The following is a 14,639-nucleotide window of genomic DNA, read 5'->3' as shown; positions in this document are numbered from 1 at the left end:
TTAGCGCAGCAGCGCGAGCACGCCCCGGGGCAGCTGGTTCGCCTGCGCGACCATCGCCGTGCCGGCCTGCTGGAGAATCTGCGTGCGCGAGAGGTTCGCCGTTTCCGCAGCGAAGTCGGCGTCCAGAATCCGCGAGCGGGAAGCGGACAGGTTTTCCGAAGTGATTTGCAGATTGCTGATCGTGCTCTCGAAGCGCGCTTGCAGCGCCCCGAGCTTGGCGCGCTCGCTGCTCACGAAGGTCAGCGCCGAGTCCACGGTCTTCAGGGCGTCGGTGGCGCTGGCGAAGCGGCTCACGTCCAGGCCGGCGACGGTGTGCAGCTGCGAGCCGCCGTTGCTCAGCTGGTTGCTGGCCGAGGCGACGGAGAACGAGCGCTCCGAATCCAGCGTGATGTAGCCGCCGGTGCTCACGAAATTGGCGACGGCGTCGATGGCCAGCGGACGCCCTATGCCGATGATTGCGCCCGCCGCGTCGTAGCCCGTGACCGTGATGGGCGCGGCGTTGGGGATCTCCGTGTCGCCCACCACGATGTTGTTTCCCGTGGCGTTGGTCAGAATGATCTGGCTGCCGCTGGCGTTCAGCCAGGCGTTGATTCCGGTTTTCGCCGACTGCTCATTGATCGCGGACACGGCGGCGGACAGGCGGTCGGTGCCGCTGGCCGACGTCAGGGTGAAGGAAACCGTCTGGGCGTTGCCCAGGTTGTCGCCCTCGAACCTCAGCGTGTACGCGCCCACGGCGGCCATGCCGGCCAGGTGCACCTCGGTGCGGGCCGTTGCCGTCACGCCGGTGTCCGCCTTGAGCGCATTGATCTGATCGGCGGTGGCCTTGGCCGTGGCGCTCTCGGCCACGGTCAGGGTGCCGGTTCCCAGGTAGCCGCTGATGGCCACGGTGCCCGTCGTCACGCCGTTGATTCCGGTCCCGCCGTTGGCTGGGGTCGTGGTCTGGAGATCCGCCGAGCCCGGGCCCGCGCCGTTGGCGGCCAGGTTCTGGTTGTTGCCGTACACGCTGGTGCGCAGGTTCACGGTGGCCGCGACGATGGTCTGGTTCGCGTTCGCGCCCACTTGGAATTGCTGCGTTCCAAAGCTGCCGTCGAGCAGCCTGGTGCCGCTGAATTCCGTGGTCTGCGCGATGCGGTCGAGTTCCGAGACCAGCTGACCCACTTCGCGCTGCAAGGCCTGGCGATCGACGGCGCTGTTCGTGGCGTTCGCCGACTGCACCGCGAGCTCGCGCACGCGCTGCAAGATGTCCCCGGCGGACTTGAGTGCGCCCTCCGTGGTCTGCGCGAGCGAGATGCCGTCGTTGGCGTTGCGCGCCGCCTGGTTCAGGCCGCGGATCTGGGTCGTGAAGCGCTCGGTGATCGCCAGGCCCGCGGCGTCGTCCTTGGCGCTGTTGATGCGCAGGCCCGACGACAGGCGCTGGATCGACTGACTCAGCGAAGCCTGGCTCAGGCCCAGGTTGCGCTGCGCGGTCAGCGTGTTGATGTTCGTATTGATGGTGGAGGCCACCGCGCATCTCCAGAAAAACGGGGTTCCTGGCGGCTTGCGGGCGGCAGGCCACCGAGAGCCTGTCTGCGATCCGATCCGTTGCCCTAGTGTCCTGCCCCGCGAATAGCGGCACATGAAACTGCGCCTTTCGCGCCATGGCGGCGTTGCAAATCCTCGCGATACCTACGGGTATCGCTGCGGTTTGCGCCTTGCCATGACGCGAAATGCATCAGTTTCATCTTGTGCCGCTATTCGCGGGGCAGGACACTAGTTTTCGGTGTGCCTTCGGAAAACTTGAGGGGCAAGGCCGCCGCCGGCCGGTTTTTGCGCCACTTATCCGCCCAACGCCCCCGGACGGCATCAGCACAATGGCCAGGAAATGGCCCGTCGCCCGATGCATTGCCGCAGGCAAGCGCAAGCGGTGGCGCACGCACGGGCGCGGAGATTCACCATGGCACCCTCTCTCCCCAAAGCCCCGCCGAGTGCGCACGATGGGCTGCGCACGGCGCTGCTGGCAGCGGACTGGCCGCTGCTGGCCCGGCTGTGCCGCCAGGCGCTGCGCAAGAATGGGCGCGACCTCGGGGCGCACCGGCTGCTCGGGTTTGCGCTGCACCGGCAGCGCCGGTTCGGCGCCGCGCGCCAAGCCTACCAGCGTGCCAGCGTGCTCTGGCCCGACGACGCTGAGCTGCTGGTGAACCACGCGAACGTGCTCATCGAGCAGGCGCGCAACAACGCCGCGCTGCCGCTGCTCGAGAGGCTCTGCGGGCTGCGTCCCGAGCAGGCCATCGTCTGGATCAAGCTGGCCGAATGCTGCTACCTGCCGGGCCTGCACGACAGGGGTTTCGCGGCCAGCCAGAACGCCGCCGCGCGCGCCCGGACGCTGCACGAGCGCGCGGCAGCGCTGATGCAAAGCGCCATCCACCGGCGCGAACTGGGCCAGATCCGCGAGGCCATCGAAGACTCCGAGCGCGCCATCGCGCTGTTCCCCGACGAGCCGGGAAACCACACCAACCGGCTGCTGTTCATGCTCTCGGCGCCCCAGGTGGACGCCGCGCAGCTGTCCGCCGCGGCGCGGGAATACGGCGCCATCTTCGAGTCGCCGCTGCGCCAGGCGTGGCCGCGCTTCGAGCAGCACCGGGGCGCGCCGTGGCGCCGCCTGAGGGTCGGATTCCTGTCGCCCGACTTCCGGATGCATTCGGTGATGTACTTCGCCGAGGGCCTGCTGGCGCGGCTGGACCGGCGCCAGTTCGAGGTCTTCGCCTTCCATCTGTTCCCGGACGAGGACTCCGTGAGCGCGCGCGTGCAGCGCCATGCGGACCATTTCGTGCGCCTGGCGGGACTCGACGCGCGGCAGCAGGCCGAGGCGATCCGCGCGCAGGGAATCGACATTCTGGTGGACCTGGCAGGGCATACCGGGCACAACGGCCTGCTGGCACTCGCGCACAAGGCGGCGCCGGTGCAGGTTTCATGGCTCGGCTTCCCGGCGACGACCGGCTTGCAGGCCGTGGACTACCGGTTCACCGACGAAATCACCGACCCGCCCGACGCCCAGGCGCAGTACACCGAGCGGCTCTACCGCCTGCCCACGCCGTTTGCCTGCTACCGCCCGATGAGCCGCAACCCGCTGTGGCGCTACCAGCCGCGCTACCAGGTGCACCCGGCGCCGGCAGGCGAGCGGGGCTGCGTCACCTTCGGCTCGTGCAACAACCTGGGCAAGCTCAGCGACGAGGTGCTCGCGCTGTGGGGCCGGGTCCTGGCGGCGACCCCCGGGTCGCGCCTGCTCATCGAAGGCAAGAACCTCGACCGGCCCGACTTCGCCGACGCCTACCGGCAGCGCTGCCAGGGCCTGGGCCTGGAGCCGCAGCGGCTGGACCTGGTCGCGCTGCGCAACGCGAACCAGTACCTGACGTACCACCGCATCGACATTGCGCTCGACCCCTTCCCGCTGAGCGGCGGAACGACCACCTTCGACGCGCTCTGGATGGGTCTGCCCGTCGTCTCCATGGTCGGCGCAAGCTTCAAGGGCCGCATGGGCGTGAGCCTGCTCACGCACCTGGGGCGCAGCGAGTGGCTCGCCGAAACGCCGCAGGACTACGTGCGCATCGCGCAGCGTCTGGCCGCCGACGTTCCCGCGCTGAACACCCTGCGCCTGGGCCTGCGCGACGAGATGGAGCGCTCGGCGCTGATGCGCGAGGACCTCTTCGGGCAGCATTTCGGCCAGGGCCTGCGCGCCATGTGGCTGCACTGGCTGGCGCGGGCCGAGCATCCGCACAGCGCGCAGGCGCAGGAGCAGGCCCTGCGAGACTGGCTGCCCCGGCTGCCCGAAGAATGGACCTGCGCGCCGCAGCCCGAGGTCGGGATCGCGCCCGGTCAGCGGATCAGCCTGGTGCACGCGCACGCGCGCCTGCAGGAGCTGGTGAAAAAGGCCCGCGCCGACGCGCCGCTTGCCGCCACCCCGGCGGCGCAGATCACGTCGCGCAGCTGGAGCGCCGTCGCGCAACTCGCCGAAACCGTGCTCGACGCCGTGGCGCACGACCCCGTGGCCCTGTCCTGCCTGGCCGAGGTGGAGAACGCGCACGGCCACACCGGCTGCGCCGTGAACTACCTGCAGCACGCTGCGCGCGCCATGGGGACGGGGCTCCCCGGGACATGATGCGCGGCGCCGCCGCGACTCACTCCCTGCGGCGCAGAAAGCCGTGCGGCGCCGCGGTCAGTTGCAGGCGCTGCTCGATGTCGGAATCGACCGCGAACTCGGCGTGCCCGGCGAGCCACTGGCGCACCGCCGTCTTGGGGTTGTTGCCCACGTCCCAGGGGCGGTCCGGAAAAGAGCCCGGCGGCAGGTCTTCGACAAAGGTGTCGAAGACCACGCAGTAGCTGCCGGGCGTGACCAGCGGCGCGTAGGCGTTCAGCTCGGCGAGCACGTGCGCGTGCGTGTGCAGGGAATCCAGGCACACCATGACGCGCTGCACGCCGCGGGCTCTGGCCCGGACTTGGGCGAGCACCTCGGGCGCGGTGGACGAGCCCTCGATCATGGCGATGCGGTGGGCCATGGGGTGCGCTTCGATGGCCGCGCGGTTGTGCGCGCGGATGTCGATGTCCACGCCCAGCACCGTGCGCCGCGGCGCGCGCGGATCGAGCGGGGTGCCGGCTTCGGCGGCGTCGCTCAGGTCGAGCAAGGCGAGCAGCGAGGCGCTGAGCACCAGCGAGCCGCCGTGGGCAATTCCGGTCTCGACGATGAGATCGGGCCGCACGCGCCACACCAGCTCCTGCATGGCGACCATGTCCTGCGGGTACTGGATGATGGGACGCCCCAGCCAGTCGAAGTTGTACACGTACTGCCGCTGCACGGAGGCCCGCAGCCAGTCGCGCGAGAGGGCCCGGAACGCGCTGTCGCGCGCGTAGCCCGCGAGGCGCGCGCGGCGTTCCCGGGTGAATAGGGCGAGGGGGGCGAGGGGTTTCATGGCGGCGCGTCGCTGTCCAGGGCGGCAAAGAGCGGGCGCGGCTGCACGCCCCATTCGGCCTGCAAGCGCTGCACGGCGATGGGTGCGAACGACTGCCGCGGGGCGTCCTCGGGCCACTGCACCGAGCAGCCGGTGCGCTCCTGCAGCCAGGCGATCCATTGCGCGTGCGTGGTCTGGACGCCGCTGGCCACGTTGTAGACCGGGGCCCGGCCCGCGAGCGCGATGCGCGGCAGCCAGTCGAGCAGGTCGGCGATGTGCACGTAGTCCTTGGCCGAGCGCGGATCGCTGCGCAGCAGCACATGGCCCTGGCGCGCTTGGCGCAGCAGGTCGGCGACCAGGCTGTCCGGGCCGGCTTGCATGGCGGGGCCGACCACGTTCGACAGGCGCGCCACGCGCACGCCCGCGCGCGCGCTGGCGTGGCACAGCGCTTCGCCGGTGAGCTTGCTCAGGTTGTACAGGTACGAGGGGTCACCCGGCAGCACCGTCAGGGGCGCGTCCTCGTCGGTGCGCGCGGCCCCCAGGTAGACCCGCGTGGACGACAGGTAGAGCAGCGACGCGAAGCGCGCGCTGCGCAGCACCTTGGCGAGCAGCCCCACGTGCGCGTCCACGGTGTCGAACGGGCGCGTGCGGAAGTCGGCCGTGAGGCCCGCGCAATACAGCACATGGTGCAGCGGCCGGGTCCACGGCCCGGCGTCGCCGCGCGCCGGCGCCCACACGCCGTGCCCCTGGGCGCGCAGATGCGCTGCCAGGCGGCTGCCGATGTAGCCCGAAGCGCCGAACACGGTAAAGCGTGTCACCGGCGCTCCCCCACCACCCGCACGGGCTGCCCGGCGTACACGGTGTAGGCGCGCAGCTCGCCGTGCACGATGGAGCCGGCGCCGAGCACGCAGCCCCGGCGCAGCACGGCGCCGTCGAGCAGCACGCAGTTGGCGCCGACCCAGACGTCGTCTTCCAGAACGATTCCGCCCTTGCCGGGGGCGAAGCCCTGCTCGCGGATCAGGCGGTCGCGTTGGGTGCAGGCGTGGTTCACCGGCGCAAAGGTGCAGTTCGCCGCGATCGCCACATGGTCGCCGATGCAGATGCCGTTTCCGGTGTACAGCACGCAGCCCGCGTTGATGACCACGTGCGCGCCCACGATCAGGTGGCCGCTGCCGCCTGCGGGCTTGATCTTGACGAAGCTGTCGATCACCGAATGCGCGCCCACCACGATGCGGCTGCCGCGCACCGAGTCTTCAATGTCTGCCCAGGGCGAGATCTGCGCGGTGGCGTGGACGTCGAGCATTCAGAGCACCTCCAGCCGGGGCACGGCAGGAACGAAGCGCCCGCCCCAGGCGCGCACGCAGCCGAGCTGCCGGGTCAGTTCCTCGCGCAGGTTCCAGGGCAGGATCAGCACCCGCTGCGGGCGCAGGTACTCCTCGTCCACCACCACGATGCGGCTGCCGCGCACCGAGTCTGCAATGTCTGCCCAGGGCGAGATCTGCGCGGTGGCGTGGACGTCGAGCATTCAGAGCACCTCCAGCCGGGGTACGGCAGGAACGAAGCGCCCGCCCCAGGCGCGCACGCAGCCGAGCTGCCGGGTCAGTTCCTCGCGCAGGTTCCAGGGCAGGATCAGCACCCGCTGCGTGCGCTGCGTGCGCAGGTACTCCTCGTCCACCACCACGATGCGGCTGCTGCGCACCGAGTCTGCAATGTCTGCCCAGGGCGAGATCTGCGCGGTGGCGTGGACGTCGAGCATTCAGAGCACCTCCAGCCGGGGCACGGCAAGAACGAAGCGCCCGCCCCAGGCGCGCACGCAGCCGAGCTGCCGGGTCAGTTCCTCGCGCAGGTTCCAGGGCAGGATCAGCACCCGCTGCGGGCGCTGCGTGCGCAGGTACTCCTCGTCCACCACAGGGATGTGGCTGCCGGGAAGGAATTTGCCCTGCTTGGCCGGGTTGCGGTCGGCGACGTAGGGCAGCAGGTCCGGGCGCACGCCGGCAAAGTTGAGCAGCGTGTTCCCCTTGGCCGCCGCGCCATACGCGCCGACGCTGATTCCCTGCGCCCGGCAGTGCAGCAGAAAGCCGAGCAAGTCGTTCTTGATGCGCAGCGCCTGCGTCTGGAGCGCGCCGTAGAAACCGGGCGCGCACAGCCCCGCCTGGCGCTCGGTGCTGAGTTGCCGCGCCACGCGCGCGGCGCCCTGCGCGCTCGCCTGGGGGTGGTCGGCCACGTCCGCGCGCGCGGCCAGCACGCGCAGGCTGCCGCCGTGCGTGGGTAGCTCCTGCACGTCGTGCAGCGCCAGGCCGCAGGCGGCGAAGATGCGCTGCACGGCGGTGAGCGAGAGGTAGGAGTAGTGCTCGTGGTACGCCGTGTCGAACTGGCAGCCCTGCACCATGCGCAGCAGCTGCGGGAACTCGAAGCTGGCCACGCCGTGCGGCTTGAGCAGCCGGGCAGAGCCGGCGACGAAGTCGTTGATGTCGGGCACGTGCGCGAGCACGTTGTTCGCGATCACCAGGTCGGCTTGGCGTCCCGCGGCGGCCAGCTCCTGCGCCAGCGCCAGGCCAAAGAAGCGCTCCACCACCTCGACTCCCCGGGCGCGCGCCGCTGCCGCCGTGCTCGCCGTGGGCTCCACGCCGTAGCAGGGGATTCCCGCCGCCTGCACGTATTGCAGCAGGCAGCCGTCGTTGCAGGCGATTTCCACCACGCGGCTACCGGCGTGCAGACCCAGGCGCTGGTGCAGGGCGTGCACGCTGGCCTTGGCGTGCGCGCGCCAGGTGCTGGAGAAGGCGCTGAAGTAGGCGTAGTCGCCGGTGAACAGCGTCTCGCGCGCGGCCTGGTCCTGCGTCTGCACCAGCCAGCAGTTCTCGCACACCAGCAGGCGCAACGGGTACCAGGTCTGCGGCGCGTGCAGCGCGCTCGCGCTCAGGTAGGCGTTCGCCGGCGGGGCGCTTCCCAGGTCGAGAAATGGCCGGCGCAGCGGGCTGTCGCAGTGCCGGCAGGCAAGCGGGTTCACAGGCGCAGTCCTTCAAAGTCTGCGGGCAGCGCGGCCTGCCCCGCGTCGTGCTCGGACATCTGGCCCGTGGGCAGGGGCCAGACGATGGCCAGCCGGGGGTCGAGCGGATGCACACCGGCCTGCGCCGCGGGCGCATGCGCGCAGGTGTGGCAGTACAGCAGTTCGGCGTCGTCGGTCAGCGCCTGAAAGCCGTGGGCAAAGCCCGGCGGGATGAGCAGCGCGCGGCCGTTGTCGGCCGAAAGGAACTCGGCGTGCCATTGCAGAAAGCTCGACGAGCCGTGGCGCAGGTCGAGCGCCACGTCCCAGACCGCGCCGCGCAGGCAGCTCACGAGCTTCATCTCGGCGTGTGGCGGGCGCTGGTAATGCATGCCGCGCAGGCAGCCGCGCTGCGCGCTGCGGCTGTGGTTGATCTGCGCCACGGGCGCGGTCCAGCCCGCGCTGGCGAGTTCCTGCGTGCAGAACAGGCGCGTGAACGCGCCGCGATCGTCCTCCCGGGGCAGGCGCTGCACGCGAAACAGGCCCGCGAGCAGCAGCGGGGTCAGTACCAGACGGCTCATGCGGGCACCTCTTGCTCTTCCCAGGCGGTGATGTCCGCCAAGCACAGCGCGCGCGCGTCGGCGCCGCCATGCTGCGCGCGGTACCAGTGCATGCTGCGCGCGATCGCCCGGTCCAGGCCCCAGCAGGGGGCCACGCCCAGCGCCTGGCGGGAATGTGCGGTCTCCAGCGCGAGTGCGCCGGCCTCGTGCGCAGCGTCACCGCCATCCGGGGTCTCATGGCGCACGGCGCTGCCGGGGTACGCGCGGCAGGCCCGTTCGATCAGCTCCCCGACGCTGAGCGCCGTGTGCGGCAGGGGGCCGAAGTTGTACGCGCCGGCAAGAGCCGGCTGCTCCCACAGGCGCTGCGCCAGGCGCAGATAGGCCGCCAGCGGCTCGAGCACGTGCTGCCAGGGGCGGGTCGCGCGGGGCTGGCGCAGGTGCAGGGTTTGCCCCGCGCTCCAGGCGCGCACGGCGTCGGGCAGGAGCCGCTCGGGCGCCCAGTCGCCGCCGCCGATGGCGTTGCCGCAGCGGGCGCTGGCAACGGCCGTTCCCTGGCCGGCGAGAAAGGCGTCGCGGTAGCTCGCGGTCACCAGCTCGGCGGCGGCCTTGCTCGCGCTGTAGGGGTCGTGCCCGCCGAGCGCGTCGTCCTCGCGGTAGGGGTAGGCCCATTCGCGGTTGCGGTAGACCTTGTCGCTGGTGACCACCACGGCCACGCGCACACCGGCCAGGCCACGCAGCGCGTCCAGCAGGTGCACCGTGCCCATGACGTTGCGCGCAAAGGTCTGCACCGGCGCCGCGTAGCCGGCGCGCACCAGCGCCTGCGCCGCCAGGTGCAGCACCACCTCGGGCCGCGCGGCGCGCACGCGCGCGGCCAGCGCGCGCGCGTGGAGCAGGTCGCAGAAATGGCTCTCCATGCCCTGCGCGACCCGGGCCAGGGTGAACAGGTCGGGGCGGGTCGCGGGCGGCTGCGCCACGCCGCTGACCTGCGCGCCCAGGCGCTGCAACCACAGCGCCAGCCACGCGCCCTTGAAGCCGGTGTGGCCCGTGAGCAGCACGCGCTTGCCGCGCCAGAAGCCGGGGTCGGGGCGCATGCTCACCAGCATTTCCACGGCGCCCGGCCCGACTGCCACAGGTCTTCGAGCAGCCGCTTCTCGCGCGGCGTGTCCATGGGCTGCCAGAAGCCGCCGTGCTCGAAGGCGCGCAGCTCGCCGCTGGCGGCGAGTTGGGCCATGGGCTCTTGCTCCCAGCTGGTGGCGTCGTCCGCGATCTGCCCGATCACCTCGGGCTGGAGTACGAAGAAGCCGCCGTTGATCCAGCCGCCGTCGCCGCGCGGCTTTTCCTGAAACCCGACCACGGCGTCGCCCTCGCGCACCAGCGCGCCGTAGCGGCCCGGGGGCTGCACTGCGGTGACGGTGGCCCGGCGGCCGTGCGCGCGGTGAAAGGCGAACTGCGCGGCCATGTCCAGGTCGGCCACGCCGTCGCCGTAGGTAAAGCAAAACGGCTCGCCCGCCGGCAGGTACTCGCGCACCCGGCGCAGGCGCCCGCCGGTCATCGTGTGCTCGCCGGTATCCACCAGGGTCACGCGCCAGGGCTCGGCGTGGCGGTGGTGCACCTGCATGCGGTTGTTCGCCATCTCGAAGGTGACGTCGGACATGTGCAGGAAGTAGTTCGCAAAATACTCCTTGATCATGTAGCCGCGGTAGCCCAGGCAGATGATGAAATCGCTCACGCCATGCGCGGCGTAGATTTTCATGATGTGCCAGAGCATCGGTCGCCCCCCGATCTCGATCATGGGCTTGGGGCGCAGCTGGGACGCCTGCGCGATGCGGGTTCCCAGCCCCCCCGCGAGCAGTACGGCTTTCATGCGCGCAGCATAGTGCCGCGCCCCGCGCCGCCAAAGGGCGCTGTCTGCGGGAAAAACACCCCAAATGCGGCGATTGCCCCCGGGCGCAGGCCCGGTTTTCAGGCCAGCAGACTGCGCGCCACGGCCTCGCCCACGGCGATGCCATCGACCCCGGCGGACAGGATTCCGCCCGCGTAGCCGGCGCCCTCGCCAGCGGGGTACAGGCCGGCGGTGTTGCGGCTCTGCAGGACCTCATTGCGCTCCATCCGCAGCGGGGACGAGGTGCGCGTTTCCACCCCGGTGAGCACGGCGTCGTGCATGTCAAAGCCCGCGATCCTGCGGCCGAAAACGGGCAGCGCCTCGCGCAGCGCTTCGATGGCGTAGCCGGGCAGGGCGGCGTGCAGGTCGCCCGGCGTGACGCCGGGCTGGTACGAGGGCTGCACGTCCCCCAGCCGGAGCGACGGCCGGCCGGCGATGAAGTCGCCCACCAGCTGGACCGGCGCGCTGTAGTCGCTGCCGCCCAGCACGAAGGCCCGGGATTCGAGCTGGCGTTGCAGCGCGATGCCGGCGAGCGGGTGAAACGGCTGCGCCGTGCGGGCGGCGGCGGCGTCGTTGTCGATGGGGTAGTCGCGCGGGTCGATTCCCACCACCAGGCCCGCGTTCGCGTTGCGCGCGTTGCGCGAGTACTGGCTCATGCCGTTCGTCACCACGCAGCCCGGCTCGCTGGTCGCCGCCACCACCGTGCCGCCGGGGCACATGCAGAAGCTGTACACCGCACGGCCGTTGGCCGCGTGGTGCACCAGCCGGTAGTCGGCCGCGCCCAGCAGCGGGTGGCCCGCGTGGCGGCCCCAGCGCGCACGGTCGATCACATGCTGCGGATGCTCGACGCGCAGGCCGATGGAAAACGGTTTCGCCTGCATCGCGACACCGCGTGCGTACAGCATGGCGAAGCTGTCGCGCGCGCTGTGGCCCAGGGCCAGCACCACGTGCTCGGCGCGCAGCTGCGTCGTCGCGCCCGTGGCCAGGTCGTGCACCACCAGGCCGCGCAGCCGCCGGTCGCCGGCGCCTTCTTGCAGATGCACGTCGGTCACGTGCTGCTGGAAGCGGATTTCTCCGCCCAGCGCAATGATCTGCCGGCGCAGGTTCTCCACCACCTTCACCAGCTTGAAGGTGCCGATGTGCGGGTGCGCCGCGCACAGGATCTCCCGCGGGGCGCCCGCGTGCACGAACTCGGTCAGCACCTTGCGGCCCAGGTAGCGCGGGTCCTTGATCTGGCTGTAGAGCTTGCCGTCGGAGAAGGTGCCCGCGCCGCCCTCGCCGAACTGCACGTTGCTCTCGGCGTGCAGTTCGCGCCTGCGCCACAGGCCCCAGGTGTCCCGGGTCCGCTCGCGCACGGCCTTGCCGCGCTCCAGAACCAGGGGCCGAAAGCCCATCTGCGCGAGCACCAGCGCGGCGAAGATTCCGCAGGGGCCAAAACCCACCACCACCGGGCGCAAGGGAATGTCTGCCGGCGCCTGGCCCACGGGGCGCCAGGCCATGTCGGGCGTGGTCTGGATCTGCGCGTGGCCCGCGCATGCGGCCAGCAGGGCGGCCTCGCGCTGCGGCCGGGCGAGCGCGACGTCGACGCTGTAGACCCCCTGCAGGCCCGCCTTGCGCGCGTCAACGCTGCGCCGAAAGACCTGGACCTGGGCAATGTCCGCCGGGGCCAGGCCCAGCAGCTCCGCGGCAGCGGCGCGCAACGGCGCCTCGGCTGCCTCGGGGGTGTCGTCCGCCGGGAGCGGCAGCCGGATTTCTGTGATGCGGATCATGTTTCTGGGCAGGGCCCGTGTCGATCGGGCGCAGGCGTCGCGTGGGGCCGCGATGATACGGTGGCGCGGGCCGGGGCATGCCCCGGCGCGCAGCAGCGGGGGACTACGCCGGCAGAAAGCCTTCGATCGACAGGTAGCGTTCGCCCGAGTCGTAGTTGAAGCCCAGCACCCGGGCGCCTGCAGGCAGCTCGGGCAGTTTCTGGGCGATTGCCGCCAGCGTGGCACCCGAGGAAATGCCGACGAGCAGGCCCTCTTCGCGCGCGCAGCGGCGGGCGTACTCGCGCGCGGGTTCGGCGTCCATCCGGATCACGCCGTCGAGCAGGCTGGTGTCGAGGTTCTTCGGGATGAAGCCGGCGCCTATGCCCTGGATGGGGTGCGGCGCGGGCGCGCCGCCCGAGATCACCGCAGACGCCGCGGGCTCCACCGCGAACACCTTGAGCGCGGGGAATTTCGCCCTGAGCACGCGCGCGACGCCCGTCAGATGGCCCCCCGTTCCCACGCCGGTGATCAGCGCGTCAAAACCTTCGGGAAAGTCCGCCAGGATTTCCTGCGCCGTGCAGCGCACGTGGACCTCGACGTTCGCCGGGTTCTCGAACTGCTGCGCAATCCACGCGCCCGGCGTCTGCGCGCGCAGCTCCTGCGCGCGGTCGATGGCGCCCCGCATGCCCTTCTCGCGCGGCGTCAGGTCGAACTGCGCGCCGTAGGCGAGCATCAGGCGGCGGCGCTCGGTGCTCATGCTCTCGGGCATCACCAGAATCAGGCGGTAGCCCTTGACGGCCGCGACCAGCGCCAGACCGATTCCGGTGTTTCCCGAGGTCGGCTCGATGATGGTTGCGCCGGGCTTGAGCGCACCGGACTTTTCGGCGTCCTCGACCATGGACAGCGCAATGCGGTCCTTGATGGATCCGCCCGGGTTGCTGCGTTCGGACTTGATCCACACGTTTGCCGCAGGGCCGAACAGGCGGTTGATGCGCACGTGCGGCGTGTTGCCAATGGTTTGCAGGATGTCTTCGGCTTTCATGGGAACCTCCTTGGGGGTGAGAGAGAAAAGCGTGTGCCACCGGGGCACGGCGGCCATTTTGGCGCAGTCCGCAAGCCGTGGCCGGGTGCGCCGGGTGATAATCGCGCCGTGAAGCGCGCCAGACCGCCGCTGGTGCGATCTGGGAAACCAGGCACTGGAGGAACGTCCGGACTGCACAGGACGGCGTAGCAGCTAACGGCTGTCCACCGTGAGGTGAGGATCAGAGCAACAGAGACGAGTCGGGGCGGGTTTCCCGCCCCGGGTGAAACGGGCAATCTCTACGCGCAGCAATACCAAGCAGGCCAGCGCTGATGTGGTTCCGCGGAGTTGGCGGGTAGGTAGCACCGAGCCGTGGTGGCGACACCCGGCCCAGATTGATGGCGGTCACGCTGCGGGCAACCGCAGCGCACAGAATCCGGCGTATCGGCGCGCTTCACACCTTTGGCCCGCAGCGCGCCCGCGCGGATCGGGCAAAATTTTCCCCCATGCATCTCCCGAACCCCGCCCCCTTTCCGCAGAACCGTCCGCGCCGCCTGCGCCGCGACGCCTTCACCCGCAACCTGCTGCGCGAAAACGCCGTCACGCCGCACGACCTGATCTACCCCGTGTTCGTGCACGAGGGCCGGGGCCGGCGCGAGGCCGTCGCGTCCATGCCCGGCGTGGACCGCCTGAGCCTGGATCTGCTGCTGCCCGTTGCCGAGGACTGCGTGCGCCTGGGCATTCCGGTGCTGGCGCTGTTTCCCGCCATCGACCCGGCGTGCAAGACCCCCGACGGCAGCGAGGCGCAAAACCCCGATGGCCTGATTCCGCGCGCGCTGCGTGTGCTGAAGAAGGAATTCCCCGACCTCGGCGTGATGAGCGACGTGGCGCTCGACCCCTACACGAGCCACGGCCAGGACGGCCTGCTCGACGCGAGCGGCTACATCGTGAACGACGACACGGTGGTGTGCCTGATCGGCCAGGCCCTCGCGCACGCCGAGGCGGGCGCAGACATCGTCGCGCCGAGCGACATGATGGACGGGCGCATTGGCGCCATCCGCAAGGCGCTCGAAGAGCGGGGCCACATCCACACCCGCATCATGGCCTACAGCGCCAAGTACGCCAGCGCCTTCTACGGGCCGTTTCGTGACGCCGTGGGAACGCGCGGCGCCCTGGGAGGGGCGGACAAGAATGCCTACCAGATGGACCCCGGCAACGGCGACGAGGCCCTGCGCGAGGTCGCCAGCGACATCGCCGAAGGCGCTGACATGGTGCTCATCAAGCCCGGCATGCCGTACCTGGACATCGTGCGCCGCGTAAAGGACGCGTTCCGCCTGCCCACCTTCGCCTACCAGGTGAGCGGCGAGTACGCCATGATCAAAGCGGCCGCAGCGAATGGCTGGCTCGAGCACGACGCCGTGGTGCTCGAGAGCCTGCTGGCCTTCAAGCGCGCGGGCGCCGACGGTGTGCTGACCTACTTTGCCCGCGACGCCGCCCGGTTGCTCGGGAAATAGGCGCCGCCT

At 70.8% G+C, this 14,639-nt stretch carries 14 protein-coding genes and 1 other RNA gene; 3 read left to right on the top strand and 12 right to left on the bottom strand.

All coding sequences use genetic code 11. The annotated features are described in order from the left end of the window. Positions 1 to 1,503 carry a flagellin N-terminal helical domain-containing protein gene (locus D5041_RS02225; protein WP_265283778.1) on the bottom strand — a complete coding sequence of 501 codons (1,503 nt, stop codon included), beginning with the start codon at positions 1,501 to 1,503 and terminating at the stop codon, positions 1 to 3. Positions 1,504 to 1,933: 430 nt separating this feature from the next. Here D5041_RS02225 and D5041_RS02220 point away from each other — a divergent pair, with 430 nt between their 5' ends. Beyond that, entirely contained in the window at positions 1,934 to 4,135 is a 2,202-nt protein-coding gene (locus tag D5041_RS02220) for an O-linked N-acetylglucosamine transferase, SPINDLY family protein (protein ID WP_265283777.1), read from the top strand. Positions 4,136 to 4,154: 19 nt separating this feature from the next. Here D5041_RS02220 and D5041_RS02215 read toward each other — a convergent pair whose 3' ends face one another. From D5041_RS02215 to cysK, 11 genes are all read right to left on the bottom strand, one after another. Further along, positions 4,155 to 4,943, bottom strand: coding sequence for a cephalosporin hydroxylase family protein (locus tag D5041_RS02215; RefSeq protein WP_010108701.1), 789 nt, complete (start codon positions 4,941 to 4,943; stop codon positions 4,155 to 4,157). Further along, positions 4,940 to 5,740: an NAD-dependent epimerase/dehydratase family protein gene (locus D5041_RS02210; protein ID WP_010108700.1), complete on the bottom strand. Its 801-nt coding sequence runs from the start codon at positions 5,738 to 5,740 to the stop codon at positions 4,940 to 4,942. Before D5041_RS02210 ends, D5041_RS02215 begins: the two co-directional genes overlap by 4 nt. After that, positions 5,737 to 6,225 (bottom strand): acyltransferase, encoded by a 489-nt coding sequence (locus D5041_RS02205; RefSeq protein ID WP_265258475.1) that lies wholly within the window; start codon positions 6,223 to 6,225, stop codon positions 5,737 to 5,739. The genes D5041_RS02210 and D5041_RS02205 overlap by 4 nt, the downstream gene beginning before the upstream one ends. After that, entirely contained in the window at positions 6,226 to 6,447 is a 222-nt protein-coding gene (locus D5041_RS02200; protein ID WP_265283776.1) for a Rossmann-fold NAD(P)-binding domain-containing protein, read from the bottom strand. It abuts the gene before it with no gap. Further along, positions 6,448 to 6,678, bottom strand: a complete 231-nt coding sequence (locus D5041_RS02195) for a Rossmann-fold NAD(P)-binding domain-containing protein (RefSeq protein WP_265283775.1) — start codon at positions 6,676 to 6,678, stop codon at positions 6,448 to 6,450. Beyond that, a complete protein-coding gene (locus D5041_RS02190) occupies positions 6,679 to 7,929 on the bottom strand; it encodes a class I SAM-dependent methyltransferase (RefSeq protein WP_265283774.1) in 1,251 nt (416 codons plus the stop codon). It abuts the gene before it with no gap. Beyond that, a complete protein-coding gene (locus D5041_RS02185) occupies positions 7,926 to 8,486 on the bottom strand; it encodes a dTDP-4-dehydrorhamnose 3,5-epimerase family protein (protein WP_265258479.1) in 561 nt (186 codons plus the stop codon). The genes D5041_RS02190 and D5041_RS02185 overlap by 4 nt, the downstream gene beginning before the upstream one ends. Then, entirely contained in the window at positions 8,483 to 9,556 is a 1,074-nt protein-coding gene (rfbG, locus tag D5041_RS02180; RefSeq protein WP_265284363.1) for a CDP-glucose 4,6-dehydratase, read from the bottom strand. Before rfbG ends, D5041_RS02185 begins: the two co-directional genes overlap by 4 nt. A gap of 2 nt (positions 9,557 to 9,558) precedes the next feature. Then, on the bottom strand, positions 9,559 to 10,329 hold the full coding sequence (rfbF, locus tag D5041_RS02175) for a glucose-1-phosphate cytidylyltransferase (protein WP_010105908.1): 771 nt from the start codon (positions 10,327 to 10,329) through the stop codon (positions 9,559 to 9,561). Positions 10,330 to 10,427: 98 nt separating this feature from the next. Next, positions 10,428 to 12,116, bottom strand: a complete 1,689-nt coding sequence (locus tag D5041_RS02170) for an NAD(P)/FAD-dependent oxidoreductase (protein ID WP_265283773.1) — start codon at positions 12,114 to 12,116, stop codon at positions 10,428 to 10,430. Between the two features lie 103 nt (positions 12,117 to 12,219). After that, positions 12,220 to 13,137, bottom strand: a complete 918-nt coding sequence (gene cysK, locus D5041_RS02165; RefSeq protein ID WP_010105910.1) for a cysteine synthase A — start codon at positions 13,135 to 13,137, stop codon at positions 12,220 to 12,222. Positions 13,138 to 13,247: 110 nt separating this feature from the next. Here cysK and rnpB point away from each other — a divergent pair. Beyond that, positions 13,248 to 13,576, top strand: an RNA gene (rnpB, locus tag D5041_RS02160) — RNase P RNA component class A. Positions 13,577 to 13,622: 46 nt separating this feature from the next. Further along, a complete protein-coding gene (gene hemB / locus D5041_RS02155) occupies positions 13,623 to 14,630 on the top strand; it encodes a porphobilinogen synthase (RefSeq protein ID WP_265283772.1) in 1,008 nt (335 codons plus the stop codon). Positions 14,631 to 14,639: the final 9 nt, after the last annotated feature.

The organism is Verminephrobacter aporrectodeae subsp. tuberculatae (assembly GCF_026127385.1).
In the GTDB taxonomy this organism is placed as follows: Bacteria; Pseudomonadota; Gammaproteobacteria; order Burkholderiales; family Burkholderiaceae_C; genus Acidovorax; species Acidovorax aporrectodeae.
The sequence above is the reverse complement of the archived record's forward strand: the minus strand, read 5'-3'. Positions and strand labels throughout refer to the sequence as shown.